The organism is Clostridium simiarum, from assembly GCF_018919175.1.
Classification (GTDB): domain Bacteria; phylum Bacillota; class Clostridia; order Clostridiales; family Clostridiaceae; genus Clostridium_L; species Clostridium_L simiarum.
On sequence record NZ_JAHLQL010000003.1, the window covers coordinates 1 to 14688 of the forward strand.

The 14688-nt window shown below is 31.0% G+C and carries 13 protein-coding genes and 1 tRNA gene; 2 read left to right on the forward strand and 12 right to left on the reverse strand.

Annotated elements, in window-relative coordinates; all coding sequences use genetic code 11:
• Positions 1 to 528: 528 nt before the first annotated feature.
• A complete protein-coding gene (locus KQI89_RS09855; RefSeq protein WP_216456960.1) occupies positions 529 to 1557 on the forward strand; it encodes a DUF5050 domain-containing protein in 1029 nt (342 codons plus the stop codon).
• Positions 1558 to 1639: 82 nt separating this feature from the next.
• Here the strand turns inward: KQI89_RS09855 and murD are convergent, their stop codons facing one another.
• The gene (murD, locus tag KQI89_RS09860; RefSeq protein WP_216456961.1) at positions 1640 to 3022 is read right to left on the reverse strand and encodes a UDP-N-acetylmuramoyl-L-alanine--D-glutamate ligase; all 1383 of its coding nucleotides are present in this window, start codon (positions 3020 to 3022) and stop codon (positions 1640 to 1642) included.
• Between the two features lie 227 nt (positions 3023 to 3249).
• Here murD and KQI89_RS09865 point away from each other — a divergent pair, with 227 nt between their 5' ends.
• Positions 3250 to 3714: a methylated-DNA--[protein]-cysteine S-methyltransferase gene (locus KQI89_RS09865; protein ID WP_216456962.1), complete on the forward strand. Its 465-nt coding sequence runs from the start codon at positions 3250 to 3252 to the stop codon at positions 3712 to 3714.
• A 43-nt stretch (positions 3715 to 3757) separates the two neighbouring features.
• On the opposite strand, the gene KQI89_RS09870 is transcribed toward KQI89_RS09865, so the two are convergent.
• From KQI89_RS09870 to KQI89_RS09920, 11 genes are all read right to left on the reverse strand, one after another.
• A complete protein-coding gene (locus tag KQI89_RS09870; RefSeq protein WP_216456963.1) occupies positions 3758 to 5149 on the reverse strand; it encodes a glycine--tRNA ligase in 1392 nt (463 codons plus the stop codon).
• Positions 5150 to 5550: 401 nt separating this feature from the next.
• A tRNA-Asn gene (locus KQI89_RS09875) sits at positions 5551 to 5625 on the reverse strand.
• A 202-nt stretch (positions 5626 to 5827) separates the two neighbouring features.
• A complete protein-coding gene (lysS, locus tag KQI89_RS09880; protein WP_216456964.1) occupies positions 5828 to 7333 on the reverse strand; it encodes a lysine--tRNA ligase in 1506 nt (501 codons plus the stop codon).
• A gap of 25 nt (positions 7334 to 7358) precedes the next feature.
• Complete coding sequence (gene greA, locus KQI89_RS09885) at positions 7359 to 7841, reverse strand: transcription elongation factor GreA (protein WP_216456965.1); 483 nt, start codon at positions 7839 to 7841, stop codon at positions 7359 to 7361.
• Between the two features lie 129 nt (positions 7842 to 7970).
• Positions 7971 to 8798 carry a hypothetical protein gene (locus KQI89_RS09890; RefSeq protein ID WP_216456966.1) on the reverse strand — a complete coding sequence of 276 codons (828 nt, stop codon included), beginning with the start codon at positions 8796 to 8798 and terminating at the stop codon, positions 7971 to 7973.
• An 80-nt stretch (positions 8799 to 8878) separates the two neighbouring features.
• Entirely contained in the window at positions 8879 to 9847 is a 969-nt protein-coding gene (gene dusB, locus KQI89_RS09895) for a tRNA dihydrouridine synthase DusB (RefSeq protein ID WP_032123613.1), read from the reverse strand.
• Positions 9848 to 9851: 4 nt separating this feature from the next.
• A complete protein-coding gene (locus KQI89_RS09900) occupies positions 9852 to 10631 on the reverse strand; it encodes a type III pantothenate kinase (protein ID WP_216456967.1) in 780 nt (259 codons plus the stop codon).
• Between the two features lie 261 nt (positions 10632 to 10892).
• Positions 10893 to 12056 (reverse strand): sodium ion-translocating decarboxylase subunit beta, encoded by a 1164-nt coding sequence (locus tag KQI89_RS09905; RefSeq protein ID WP_032123611.1) that lies wholly within the window; start codon positions 12054 to 12056, stop codon positions 10893 to 10895.
• A gap of 19 nt (positions 12057 to 12075) precedes the next feature.
• Positions 12076 to 12471 carry a biotin/lipoyl-containing protein gene (locus tag KQI89_RS09910; protein WP_216456968.1) on the reverse strand — a complete coding sequence of 132 codons (396 nt, stop codon included), beginning with the start codon at positions 12469 to 12471 and terminating at the stop codon, positions 12076 to 12078.
• A gap of 75 nt (positions 12472 to 12546) precedes the next feature.
• Positions 12547 to 12885 (reverse strand): OadG family protein, encoded by a 339-nt coding sequence (locus KQI89_RS09915; RefSeq protein ID WP_216456969.1) that lies wholly within the window; start codon positions 12883 to 12885, stop codon positions 12547 to 12549.
• Between the two features lie 13 nt (positions 12886 to 12898).
• The gene (locus KQI89_RS09920; protein ID WP_216456970.1) at positions 12899 to 14386 is read right to left on the reverse strand and encodes an acyl-CoA carboxylase subunit beta; all 1488 of its coding nucleotides are present in this window, start codon (positions 14384 to 14386) and stop codon (positions 12899 to 12901) included.
• Positions 14387 to 14688: the final 302 nt, after the last annotated feature.

The window sequence follows — 14688 nt, forward strand, 5'->3', positions numbered from 1 at the left end:
GAAAACTCTGAGTTTAATCTACTCAAAATAATTCAAAAGAATTGCTGGTCTTTATATCATCTTTTCTGTTCAATTTTCAAAGATCAAATTGCTTCTTTACCGAAGCGACTTACTTATCTTATCATGTATCTTTTTGCTTGTCAACAAGTTTTTTATTTTTTATTTCAACCTGTTTTCCTCGCTAAGATGTTTGTTTTCTTATCGCTTCAAGCGACTTATATATAGTAACATCCATATTAAACACTAACATTTATATTATTCAACATAATTAAAAATTATATTCATCTTTCTTTATAATACTATTTTTTTCTTCTAATTTCACTTAAGGATACGCTAGGAACTGTTATCTTTATTTTATTTAATTATTGCCACATCTTAAGCTATGTTATATTATTTACTTATTAGAAATATTATTTAATCATAATAAAATTATAATTAAAATATTAAAGAAAGGTAGGTGAAAACCTAGTTTCTAATATCTATTAAAGAATTAAGATTGTGAATTAGACATTACAAACTAGGAAAAATTTGTTTTATGGTTCTAAATTATCTAAATTAAAAATCTCCTTAATACTGTTTATAGCATTATTCACCTTGGTTGGCTGTTCTAAAGAAAAAGAAACTTCTACTGGAGACAGTAAAACAGAAAGTAGTTCTTCTACAAACACAAATAATATTACTTCCTCTGGAAATACCATAGAGGACACATCTTCTGATGAGCAACTATCTAAAGCATCTATTTCTACTCCTGTGCAACCCGGTAGTTGGCTTTATGAATTAAACAATAGTTTAATATTTATAAATTGGAAAGACCAGAACAAAATAAATATTTCTCCTTTAGATAGTAATACCTTTGACTTATCTAAAGCCAAACCCCTAGGAGAATTTTCTGCTAATGAAATATTCTTATTAAATGACTTTATTTATTATAGTAATATCTTAGACGGCGGTAAACTATATAAAATGAAGACAGATGGAACAGATAATAAAAAATTAAACGATCATAATTCTTCAAATATATCTGTGATAGGTAATATGGTCTATTACATAAACAAATCAGATAATAACAGAATATATAGTGTTAATGATGATGGAACTAATGTATCTATGATATCAAAGAATAGTACAGGAAAATTCGTTTATGGTGGTGAGTGGATTTTTTATCAAAACGCTAATGATAAATATAAGCTATATGCTATAAAAAATGATGGGAGCGAAAATGTAAAAGTAACTGATGACGTTTTTGAATATTTAGCTTTAAATAATGACTACATTTATTACTCTAATAAATCTGATAACGATAAACTTTATCGCATAAGTCCAGATGGAAGCAATAAAGAAAAGCTATTAGATTTAAAAGTATCGAATCTCATCATTAATAATAATTTATATTTTATAAATAAAGATGATATGAATAACCTTTATAGATATTCTCTAAACGATGAAAAGACAGAAAGACTCGCCACGGATATGATATTCGATTACGTTGTAGAATCTTCATCTTTATATTATCGAAAAAAGACTGATGATGGAATTCTAATTAGACTAAAAAACTAGTATACTAAAAAGACCTAAAGGTTTGTAAAACTTCCTTTAGGTCTTTCTATTTGAAATTTAATGATAAATGTATGCCTTTTAATTAGTCTAAGGTATTCACTATTTCTCTAAATTTATTTCCCCTTACTTCAAAGTTAGGGAACATATCAAAACTCGCACAAGCCGGTGATAATACCACACTATCTCCATCTTTCGATATAGATCGAGCTTTATTTACTGCCTCTTCTAAGGAATTAACTTCATAAATAGGTAACTCTAATGATTTTTCGCTCTTTACCTTTTCAAACACTGCTTTTATTTTACCTTTTGTAACTCCTAAAAGCACTAAAGCTTTTACTTTGTCATACCCCTTTTCTGCTAATGGTTCAAAAGGAATAGCCTTGTCATATCCTCCAGCAATTAATATTACTGGTTTTTCAAACACAGAAATAGTAGCTAAGGTCCTAGTAGGACTAGATCCTATGGAATCGTTATAATATTTAGTTCCCCTAACTTCTCTTATAAATTCATTTCTATGAGCTACTCCACTAAAATTCTTAAATACTTTTATCATGGCATCCTTGCTAACTTCCTCTTCTACGGCTAAAAAAGCTGCCATATAATTTTCTATGTTGTGTAGACCCTTAATTACCATGTCTTTTCTTTCACATATAGCTTTTCCTTTTATATATATGGTTTCATTTTCATAATAAGCCCCATCTTCTATGACTCTTTTACTACTAAATAGTTTAACTCTGCCTTCAACTTCATCTCTTATGCTATAGGTTATCTCATTTTCTCTATTTAATATGACCACACCGCTTGCTCCTTGATTGGCAAATATGTTTTTCTTTGCTTGAATATATTCTTCCATACCCTTGTGTACGTCTAAATGATTAGGAGTAATATTTGTTACAATAGCTACTTCTGGACATACATCCATGGTCATAAGTTGAAAGCTGGAAAGTTCTATAACAACCCTATCATTAGGTTTCATATCCTCTATCTTAGAAAACAATGGTGTTCCTATGTTTCCTCCCACCCAAGTATTATATCCTTCTTCCTTTAAAAGATTATATATTATTGTAGTTGTAGTTGTTTTTCCATCACTACCTGTTACTCCATATATTTTAGCTGGGCAATACCTAACAAACTCCTCCATTTCAGAGGTTATATAAGCCCCCTCTTCTTTAACTCTAAGAAGAGCTTCACTATCTATTCTCATTGATGGTGTCTTAAACACCACATCAAATCCTGAAAGTTTATCTAAATACCCCTCCCCTAGTTGGAATTTAACATTCTTTTTTTCAAATTCCTCAACTATAGTTCCTAACTGTTCTTCTGTCTTTTTATCAAAAGCTGTAACTTTAGCTCCTATATCCACTAGCATATTTATTAAGGGTATATTACTAACCCCTACTCCTACAACAGCTACATTTTTTCCTTTTATATATGATTTAAATTCTTTAAACTCTTTCTTTCCCATGATATATACCTCCAAAATTTTACAACTTAATCTTTGACACTATTTATTATATAAATACTTTACTTTAAATTCTTTTTATCCTTTGGCTGACATATTTATCATCCAGAATAATTTTATCACATTACCTTAAATAAGTTAATAAATTAAGCGCTTTATATAAAGCTAGTAAAAATTCTTTATTTCTAATATTATATAAATATGATATCACATAGCAAGGAGGGATTGATATGAATGAAATATTTAAAGGTTATTATAGTTCGCCCATTGGGATTATAGAGGTATCAGCAGATAATCAAGGAATAACTTCTCTTTACTTTGTTGATACTTTAGGTATTTCAGAAAACAATAATCTTATTTCAAAATGTCTAACTCAATTAGATGAATATTTTAAGGGTTTTAGAAAGGATTTTGAAATAACTCTATCCTATAAATTTGGAACTGAATTTCAACACAAAGTGTGGAATGCTTTAAAAAATATTTCTTATGGTAATACTTGTAGCTATAAGGATATAGCTATTGCTATAGGAAATGAAAAGGCAGTTCGTGCTGTTGGTGGGGCAAATAATAAGAATCCCCTCTCCATAATAATTCCTTGCCATAGAGTGGTAGGTATGAATGGCAAATTAGTGGGCTATGGTGGTGGACTATGGCGAAAAGAATGGCTTTTAGAGCACGAGAACAAAAACAAATAATTTTGTAGAAATCATAAAAAAGACCACAAATGTGGTCTTTTTCTTAAAATTCCATTTTTGATTTTACGTAGTTTACTAATTCATCTACATTCATTCTTACTTGTTGCATAGTATCTCTATCTCTTACTGTAACTGTGTTATCTTCAAGAGTATCGAAGTCTACTGTTACACAGAACGGAGTTCCTATTTCATCTTCTCTTCTATATCTCTTTCCTATACTTCCTGCTTCATCATATTCTACATTAAATTCTCTTCTTAATTTATCATAGATTTCTGTTGCTTTTTCAGAAAGTTTTTTAGTAAGTGGTAATATAGCTACCTTGAAAGGTGCTAATGCAGGGTGTAGACGTAATACTGTTCTAACATCTCCACCTTCTAGCTCTTCCTCATCATAAGCATCACATAGGAATGCTAAGGCAACTCTATCTGCTCCTAATGAAGGCTCTACACAATATGGAACATATCTTTCATTTGTAGTAGGATCAAGGTAACTCATATCTTCTCCTGAATGGCTAGCATGTTGCTTTAAATCATAGTCAGTTCTATCTGCTATCCCCCATAACTCTCCCCATCCGAATGGGAAAAGGTATTCTATATCCGAAGTAGCCTTGCTATAGAAAGATAATTCCTCTTCGCTATGATCTCTCATTCTTAGATTATCTTTACCCATACCTAAGTTTAATAAGAAATTCCAGCAGTAATCTCTCCAATATCCAAACCACTCTAAATCTGTTCCAGGTTTGCAGAAAAATTCTAGTTCCATTTGTTCGAATTCTCTAGTTCTAAATACGAAGTTTCCTGGAGTTATTTCATTTCTAAAAGATTTACCTATTTGAGCTATACCAAAAGGTACCTTTTTCCTTGAAGTCCTTTGAACATTTTTAAAGTTAACAAATATACCCTGAGCTGTTTCTGGTCTTAAATATATTTCTGATTTAGCATCCTCTGTTACACCTTGGAAAGTCTTGAACATAAGGTTAAATTTTCTTATGTCTGTGAAATTTTTCTTTTCACACTTTGGACAGTGTATATCATTACTATCTATATATTCTTTTAGTTCTTCATTGCTCCATCCGTCAGCAGATGCTACTTCTGCACCTTGCTCTGTCATATGATCTTCAACTAATTTATCTGCTCTAAATCTCGCTTTACATTCTTTACAATCCATAAGTGGATCTGAAAACCCTCCAACATGTCCTGATGCTACCCAAACTTCGCTGTTCATAAGTATTGCGCAGTCAACACCAACATTATATGGACTTTCTTGCACAAACTTCTTCCACCAAGCTTTTTTTACGTTATTTTTAAATTCCACCCCTAGAGGACCATAATCCCAAGAGTTTGCAAGTCCTCCGTATATTTCTGAACCTGGATATATATATCCTCTGCCTTTACATAAAGCTACAACTTTATCCATTGTTTTTTCAAATGCCATATAAATTACCTCCTTACTATTATATCAAGTGATTTTTAAGTTCAGGTGGATTTTTCTATAAGGAACACCTCTTCCATCTGAGCTTTAAAAGAACTTCTAAAAATGGGTAACAAAAAAAGCCTTACCTCTAAGGGACGAAAATACATTCCGCGGTTCCACCCTCATTGGCAATAGCCCTACTCTCAATACATTTCCACTCAAAAGCTCCCTTCACCTTAATACCATAATGGTTTCCACCCTGCACCATCTCTCTAAAAAAGCACTTAAAGTTACTCTTCTTTATCATTGTGAAATTTTATTAAATTATATAATTAATTTTATCAAATTAGATGCTATTGTCAAGTTCCTTATAAATATGGGTTGTATGACATAGCACATGTTATTTATCAAAAAAATAAAAATGGCTCCGCGAAGAGGATTCGAACCTCCAACCTATCGGTTAACAGCCGAGTGCTCCACCGTTGAGCTATCGCGGAACGTTATTACAAATATTATTATATCAACTTATTTTAAAATTGCAAGATATTTTTAAATTTATTTTTAAAAGTTTTTCATATCTATATAAGTTAAAACATAATAAAACTTAATATAAAATAAAGAGGATTTAAGAATTAATTAATTCTTAAATCCTCTTAAAATTGAAATTTATAATAAAAAACTTAAATCTTTAATAACAAATTAATTTTGAGGCTTCATGGTTGGGAATAGTATTACGTCTCTTATAGAATAAGCATCTGTTAAGAACATTACTATTCTATCTATTCCTATTCCTAATCCTCCTGTAGGTGGCATTCCAGTTTCTAAAGCACTCATAAATTCTTCATCTATTACATAAGCTTCATCATCTCCAAGTTCTCTTTCCTTAGCTTGTTGAGTGAATCTATCTCTTTGAACTATAGGATCATTTAACTCTGAGTAAGCATTACATACTTCTCTTCCAAATATAAATCCTTCAAATCTTTCTGTATATTCAGCATTTCCTCTTTTCTTCTTAGTTAGAGGTGATATCTCTACTGGATAATCGCATACAAAAGTTGGTTGTATCAATTTTTCTTCTGCATATTCTTCGAATAATGCATTTAATACATCTGCCTTAGTACAATCCTTCAGTTCTTTCTTGAATTCTAAATGCTTTTCTTTAGCTATAACCCTAGCTTCTTCATCTGTTTTTATTTCATTAAAATCTACATTGGCATATTCTTTTACTAAGTCAACCATAGTAGCTCTTCTCCATGGTGGAGCAAATTCTATTTCAGTTCCTTGATAAGTAAGCTTAGTGGTGCCATGAATTTTTTCGCAGGCATAAGCTACAAGGTTTTCCATTATCTCCATCATATCATTATAATCAGCATAAGCTTCATATAACTCTATCATAGTGAACTCGGGGTTATGTCTTATATCAATTCCTTCATTTCTAAAGTTTTTGCCCATGTCATATACTTTTTCAAATCCAGCTACTATACATCTTTTTAAATATAACTCTGTAGCTATTCTAAGATACATATCTATATCTAATGCATTATGATGAGTTGCAAATGGTCTTGCAGCCGCACCTCCAGCAATAGGTGAAAGTATAGGAGTTTCCACCTCCAAGTATCCCCTGTTATCTAAAAATTCTCTTATGTATCTTATTATTTTTGACCTCATGATAAAAGTTTCTTTTACTTTTGGATTTGTTATTATATCCACTTCTCTTTGTCTATATCTTAAATCTGGATCTTTTAATCCATGCCATTTCTCTGGTAACGGCTTTAAAGACTTAGAAATAAGTTCATATTCAGTAACTTGAACACTTATCTCCTCTGTTCTAGTCTTGAACACTTTACCAGTAACACTTATCCAGTCACCTAAATCTAATGTTTTAAATTCTTTATGTTTCTCTTCCCCTAATACATCTATCTTTATAAATAGTTGGATTCTGCCATCTTTATCGTGTATGTCTGCAAATCCTGCTTTACCTTGAACTCTTTTAGACATAAGTCTTCCAGCTATTTTTACTTCTGCTCCTTCTAAAACATCATAGTTTTCTTTAATTTGTAATGAACTATGCGTTCTTTCAACCTTGTACACATCAAATGGGTCTCTGCCTTGAGCTTGTAATTCTGATAACTTTTGTCTTCTTAAAGCCTCTTGTTCGCTATAACTTGCTTCAAGCTCTTTAATATTCATTTCATCATTTGCCATTAGTATCCCTCCATTTAATCCATTGTTAATCTCTTCTTATGCCAAGTATCTCAAACTTATTTACTCCTCCTGGAACATTCACTTCAACTACTGCTCCTACTTTCTTTCCCATAAGTGAACTTCCTACTGGTGATTCATTAGATATCTTAAATTCCATAGGGTCTGCTTCCGCTGAACCAACTATGGTATATTCTACTTCTTCATCGAATTCATAGTCCTTAACCTTTACTATAGATCCAACTGATACTGTATCTATAGATATTTCACTCTCATCAACAACTGACGCATTTTTTAACATATTTTCTAATTGAAGTATTCTTCCTTCAACAAAAGCTTGCTCATTTTTAGCTTCATCATATTCTGAGTTTTCACTTAAATCTCCATAACCTAACGCTACTTTTATCTTTTCTGTTATTTCTTTTCTTTTAACACTTTTAAGATATTCTAATTCCTCTTCTAACTTTTTAACACCCTCATAGGTCATTATATATTTTTTTGCCTCACTCATTTTTTTCTCCCCTTCTAAATCATCATTTTATATGTATTCTATATCATAAAAAATAAAACTACTAAAAAGTCCAATACATTTTAATAATTATAAATCAGCTAAAATGTCTTTGTCAACAAAACTCCTTAGCTAAAGCACTATTAGTCTTTCATTAAACTTTATCTTATCTATAAACAATCCATTATATCTTAAAGAAGTCTCTATATCCTTCTCTGACATTTGGCATAGTATAGCACCTATAAGCTCTGGAGATATATCTTCTAAAAGATTACTCCACTGCGACTTAAATGATATATCATTTATAAATGTATCTCTTATTTCATACGGTTCATATATATTATTTATATACCATATATTATCGCAATATCCATAACCTTTATCCCTAGTACTTATAACAAAGTCAGATATTTTTACTGCATATTCTTCCTCATAGGTGATCTCCGGAGAAATCCCAAAGTTAGCTATTATCTTTTGTTGAACTTTTGAGGTTTTTTTTATGTCCTTAGATAATAATACTATGTGCCTACATTGCTTTGAAAGTTCTTCTAATATATTATACGCTTTAGGATCTAAACTATCATCCACTAATATAGTGCTATTTTTTAAGGATTTATTAGTTTTTCTAAGAACTAGCTGTATACTTTTGACTACACTATATGCAAAAACTTTTCTTTGAAATTCATTAAGTAAATTATAATCATAATTTCTAATACCCCTAGGACTTACTAAAAATCTAGGTACACCCATCTTTCTTTTTATGTTGTAAATATTCTTAGAATATGCTGTTTTATTTCTGTTTTGTGGTAAATATCCATAATGTATATTTAGATTTATATCCTTAATATATACTTTATTATCTATACCACATTTTAATCTATCAACAATCCTGGACATGGCATTAAATTTATCATAAGGTTTGCCTCTTCTTTGTACCTCTACATTTAATATATCAATCATAAGATTCACCTCATAATATTTATACCATAGTCTATTCAATTTCTTCCTTATTAATTACTAGATTTAATTCTTTATATTATCTAATCTTCTAAGAGCTTTTTGTATTCTTCCATTAAATCCAAAACCTTCATTGCACTTTTTTCCATATTTACAGCCATTTTTATATCTGTGCAGTTTTTTAGTCCCTTTACATACCAAGCTATATGCTTTCTCATCTCTCTTACCACTTTATCTTCTTCATCATATTCTAAAGAGATCTTATAGTGTTTTATGCATAAATCTATCTTTTCTAAGTCTGTAGGATATATAGCTTCTTCTCCTTGTAGTATGGACTTTATCTGTTTAAATATCCAAGGGTTTCCCAAACTCCCTCTAGCCACCATTATACCATCACAATGAGATATATCTATAAGTCTTTTAGCATCTTCTGCAGAAAACACATCTCCATTTCCTATTACAGGTATAGTTAAAGCTTCTTTTACTTCTTTTATTAAATTCCAATCAGCCTTACCTTCATACATCTGCTCTCTAGTCCTACCATGAACTGTTACAGCCTTTGCTCCAGCTTCCTCTAAAACCTTAGCAAAATCTACAGCAGTGCTCTCTTCTCTAGTAAAGCCTTTTCTTATTTTAACTGTTACTGGTTTCCTTGAAGCTTTAACTACTTCTTTTACTATTTCAAAAGCACGTTTAGGTTCCTTCATTAAAGCAGATCCCTCACCATTTTTAACTATTTTAGGTGCTGGACACCCCATATTTATATCAATTATATCTACATCTTCTCTATTACTTAATTTTTCTGCCATGGTAGCCATTATATAAGGTTCATTTCCAAAGATTTGTACCGCTGATGGCTTTTCTTTCTCTGATATCCTTAAAAGCTTTTCAGTATTTTCACTACCATAATATAGTGCTTTTGCACTAACCATTTCAGTATAAGTTAAACCACATCCCATATCCTTACATAACCTTCTAAAGGCTACATCTGTAAATCCAGCCATAGGAGCTAATAGAACTGGATTTTCAATATATACATTGTGTATTTTCATAAAATTACTCCTTGTTTTTTTGGTATATAATATTTAATCCCTTTAATGTTAATAAAGAATCTATCCTATCTATGCACTTTGCTTCGTCAGATATAAGTTTAGCTAATCCGCCAGTAGCAATTACATAAGGTTCTTGTTCACCAAGCTCCATCATTTCTTCTTTCATCTTGGATACTATATATTTAACTTGACCTACATATCCATATATTACCCCTGCTTGCATACTATTTACAGTATTCTTACATAATACAGTATTTGGTTTTATAAGCTCTATCCTTGGAAGCTTAGCAGCTCTTTCAAACAAAGCTTCTGATGATATCTTAATTCCTGGGCATATGGTTCCTCCTAGATAATCACCATTTTTATTTACTGCACAAAAGGTAGTGGCAGTGCCAAAATCAATAATAATAAGAGGTCTTCTAAACTCATGGTGTGCAGCTACAGCATTAACTATTCTATCTGCTCCCACCTCTTTAGGGTTATCATATTTAATATTTATGCCTGTTTTTATCCCTGGTCCTACAATAATTGGTTCAATTTTGAAATACTTTCTTATAAGGTGTTCTAATGAATACATTATATTAGGGACTACAGAAGAAATTATAACCCCTTCTATTTTCTTATAATCTAAATTGCTATGTAAAAATAATTGCATTATCTCTATTCCATATTCATCGGATGTTTTTTTTGTATCTGTGGACATCCTCCAATCTGCAATAAGTTTATCTTCATCATACACCCCGAGTACTATATTTGTATTTCCTACATCTATAAGTAATACCATAAAGCCCACCGCCTCATTAAAATTATAAAAAAGCAGCCAAAAAGCTGCCTTAAATTCTACTCTATAATTTTCATCCTCTTTATCAGAAAAACTATATATGTCTTCGGACCATTAAATTATAGTTTGACAATATAATTTTAACAAGTTAATACCATTTGTCAAGTTAATTATTCCTATGTTTTATTTCATATTTTTTGTTTTTTTATTCAACTTAAAAGCTTCCGTATAAAAAACCATTCAGTCTTTTATACGGAAGTAATTTTATCCAAATAAGGTTAAAAGCACACCTGCTGCTACAGCCGTTCCTATAACCCCAGCTACATTAGGTCCCATAGCATGCATAAGTAAAAAATTACTTGGATCTTCCTTTTGACCTACCACTTGAGATACTCTTGCAGCCATAGGTACCGCAGAAACCCCTGCTGACCCTATCAATGGATTAATCTTTCCTTTCGTAACTTTATTCATTATTTTTCCTATTATAACTCCAGCTGCAGTACTAATAGCAAAAGCAACCATACCTAAGGCTACTATCATCAAGGTTTCCTTCTTTATAAATATCTCTCCTTTAGCTGTAGCCCCAACTGTTAATCCAAGGAATATAGTTATTATATTAATCAAAGCATTTTGTGCTGTGTCTGACAATCTTTCTACTACTCCAGATTCTCTAAATAGATTTCCTAACATAAGCATACCTATAAGAGCTGAAATAGATGGTAATAATAAAGTAACTATTATTGTTACCATTATAGGAAATATTATTTTTTCAATTTTTTTAACTTGTCTTAGTTGTCCCATTTTAATTGTTCTTTCTTCTTTAGTAGTTAATGCTTTCATTATAGGAGGTTGGATCATAGGCACCAATGCCATATAAGAATACGCCGCCACCGCAATAGGTCCTAATAAACTTGGTGCTAATTTGCTAGTTAAGTAAATAGCCGTTGGACCATCTGCTCCTCCTATTATTCCTATTGATGAAGCTTCTTTTGGGGAAAATCCCATAAGTAAAGCACAAATAAATGTAAAAAATACTCCGAACTGAGCACCTGCCCCCATTAATATACTAGATGGATTGGCAAGTAAAGGTCCAAAATCTGTCATGGCTCCCACCCCTAAAAATATAAGAGGAGGGTAAATATCTAATTCTACCCCTTTATATAAATAGTAGAAAAGTCCACCTATCTCTTTTGTAACTAAGTGTCCGTTTATCATTTCATAAATAGGTTCCTTATGTAGTCCTGCAAAGGGGAGATTTGCAAGCAACATACCAAAGGCTATAGGTAATAATAGCAATGGCTCGAACTCTTTAGCTATGGCAAGATATATTAATACACAAGAAATAGCTATCATAAGCAACTGTTGCCATGTTATACCTACAAAGCCTGATGATTCCCATAGATTCTTCAAGGCTTCAATAAAGTTCATCCTCTCTCATCCCTTTCTATTATTTTATAACCGCTAGTACATCACCTGTATTTACAGATACTCCCTTTGCAACTACAACTTGCGCAACACTACCATCTCTTGGCGCCATTATTTCATTTTCCATTTTCATAGCTTCCAATATAAAGAGCACATCACCTTTTTTAAATGTTGCTCCTTCACTAACATTAACTTTAAGTATGGTTCCAGGCATAGGAGATTCTATTTTCTCTCCTTCTGTACTTATTGCTGATTTATTCTGAGCCTTAACAGGTTCTTTTTCAACTTTAGGTGCCTTTGGAGCTTCTTTTATTACAGCCGTTTCATTATTAATAAGTTGACTTTTAGTTTCTCCTTGCACTTCCTCCACTTCTACCTCATACTTATTTCCATTCACAGTAACAAAATATTTTTTCATAATTATCCTCCTTACCTTTGATGATTCAATTTAATGGATTACCTTTTAATCTTTACTTTAAATTTCATCTACAAACTATCTCATTCCAGCTCTTCTCCACGCTGAATCACTGTTGTTTATTCTTTTTATACTTTTAATCTTAAATTCCATTCCTTCATTATCCATAAAAGATGATATAGCGGCCATTATTACTGCTACTAGTTCCTCATCTTTATCCTCTTCCTCTATAACTTCCTCTTTCTTAGTTATTATTTCTGTATTAGTTATATTACCTTCATCAGCTTGTTTATTTTTTCTTTCCTTTGATAGCAATAAAGTTTCTATTTTTATTAAAAACATTATTACTATAAGTACCGTAAAAACTATAGCCATAGAAAACCCTGTAATTCTTAATCCTTCTAAAAATAATTCCATAAGTTATACCCCCTTATATAAAGGTATTTCCATGATTTTTAGGATATTTTATTTCTCTTTTACTTTGAAGCATATCTAATACCATAAAAATCCTTGCCTTAGTTTCTGAAGGTATTATCATGTCATCAATCATCCCTACTTTGGCGGCTTTATAAGGATCTATAACATCTTCATAGTATTTTCCAACTAACTCTTCTTCTTTATTTTTTGGATTTTCACTTGCTAATATCTCGGATCTATTGTGAATTTTTATTATACTTTCAGGTTTAGTTAAGCTTATTTCAGCATTGGGCCAACTATAACAAAGATCGAAAGCTGAATCTTTACTAGCTAAAGTTATATATGCTGCTCCAAAAGCCTTCCCTATTATTAAAGATACTTTAGGCACTACAGCTTCGCATAAACTATAACTCATATTTGCTACGCTAAGGGCAAGCCCTTCTCTTTCTTCATTAACATTAGCTTCAAAACCTTTACAATCTACTAATGATACTATTGATATATTAAAGCTATTGCATAGGCTTACAAACTTTGTGATTTTATCAGCTGCCTTTTTATTAATATACCCATTATTCTCCTTTGAGTTGTTTGCTACTATTCCTATAGTTATTCCATTTAGCTTAGCTAAAGCAGTTACAACTTCTTTTGAAAAGTCTTTATCGAATTCTATAATTGATCCTTCATCGATTATGTTTTCAATTACTTCGTATATGCATTTATTGTCCTCTTTACTGATATTGTTTAATCTTTCACATACATTGTTGTGACAGTTTTCTTCTCTTATAGGAAGTTCCATATTGTTAGATGGTAAATATGAGAATATTTTCTTAACTAAATCTAAGGCTTCTCTTTCATTTTTGGTAGCTAATTGTATACTACCATTTCTCAGACTTTCTTCTCCCTTAGCATACATATTATAGTCTACATATTGACCTTCTTTTTCTATTATATTTTCAGGAGAACTTACATAAAAACTTCCCTTTTCTTCTGAAATTATTGTAAAATCGCTCATAGCTGCGCTTATAGCAGACATTCCATTGCAAGGTCCTAGTATTACAGATATTTGAGGTACCACTCCTGAAAGTTTTGAATTCATATTTATTATTTTTCCAAAAGCTGAAAATAAATTTATACCTTCATCTAAATCTGCTCCTACTGAGTCTAAAATTTGTACTAAAGGCGCTCCCATCTTTAATGCCATATCCATGATATTACATATTTTTTTGCTTCCTTCTAAATCAATAGAGCCACCCTTTACATTATAGTCCTGAGCATAAAGGTATATAAGTCTTCCATCTATGGTACCAAAACCGGTTATTACTGTTGTTTGTCCTAGATTTACAAATCCCCCTATTTCTACAAAGGAACCCTCATCTAGTAGAAATTCAATTCGTTCTCTAGCAGTGAGTTTTTTTAGTTGTTGTTGAATATTCATTGATTCATTTTCTTTTTTAAAATGAATCTTTTGCTTCTTTTGAATCAAATCTTCCAATTTATCCATTTATATTCCTCCTTAATGCAGTTCTTAGAAGCATTTTTTAATTTTATGATTAGTAAAGCACCAATGATGTCTATTATGATAATGGTGTTTTAGTCAATGTTTGAATTATCTTAAAAGTCTACCCATTTTAATAATAGCATATTGTAAGAAGGTTGTACACAGATATATGCAAGTTTTATTTCATTTATCTGTATATTTTTTATAGTAGGATTAATTAATTAATTAATTAATTATTTTATTTTTTTATAGCAAAAGAGAGATTTTTAAAACCTCTTTTAAAAATCTCTCTCTAAATCTCAAGA

What these genes read in the sequence shown, in the direction of transcription:
- murD (WP_216456961.1), bottom strand. Translation starts at nt 3,022, where the DNA reads ATGGGAAAGAAAGAGTTTAAAGAATTTAAATCATATATAAAAGGAAAA.
- KQI89_RS09865 (WP_216456962.1), top strand. Translation starts at nt 3,250, where the DNA reads ATGAATGAAATATTTAAAGGTTATTATAGTTCGCCCATTGGGATTATA.
- KQI89_RS09870 (WP_216456963.1), bottom strand. Translation starts at nt 5,149, where the DNA reads ATGGCATTTGAAAAAACAATGGATAAAGTTGTAGCTTTATGTAAAGGC.
- lysS (WP_216456964.1), bottom strand. Translation starts at nt 7,333, where the DNA reads ATGGCAAATGATGAAATGAATATTAAAGAGCTTGAAGCAAGTTATAGC.
- greA (WP_216456965.1), bottom strand. Translation starts at nt 7,841, where the DNA reads ATGAGTGAGGCAAAAAAATATATAATGACCTATGAGGGTGTTAAAAAG.
- KQI89_RS09890 (WP_216456966.1), bottom strand. Translation starts at nt 8,798, where the DNA reads ATGATTGATATATTAAATGTAGAGGTACAAAGAAGAGGCAAACCTTAT.
- dusB (WP_032123613.1), bottom strand. Translation starts at nt 9,847, where the DNA reads ATGAAAATACACAATGTATATATTGAAAATCCAGTTCTATTAGCTCCT.
- KQI89_RS09900 (WP_216456967.1), bottom strand. Translation starts at nt 10,631, where the DNA reads ATGGTATTACTTATAGATGTAGGAAATACAAATATAGTACTCGGGGTG.
- KQI89_RS09905 (WP_032123611.1), bottom strand. Translation starts at nt 12,056, where the DNA reads ATGAACTTTATTGAAGCCTTGAAGAATCTATGGGAATCATCAGGCTTT.
- KQI89_RS09910 (WP_216456968.1), bottom strand. Translation starts at nt 12,471, where the DNA reads ATGAAAAAATATTTTGTTACTGTGAATGGAAATAAGTATGAGGTAGAA.
- KQI89_RS09915 (WP_216456969.1), bottom strand. Translation starts at nt 12,885, where the DNA reads ATGGAATTATTTTTAGAAGGATTAAGAATTACAGGGTTTTCTATGGCT.
- KQI89_RS09920 (WP_216456970.1), bottom strand. Translation starts at nt 14,386, where the DNA reads ATGGATAAATTGGAAGATTTGATTCAAAAGAAGCAAAAGATTCATTTT.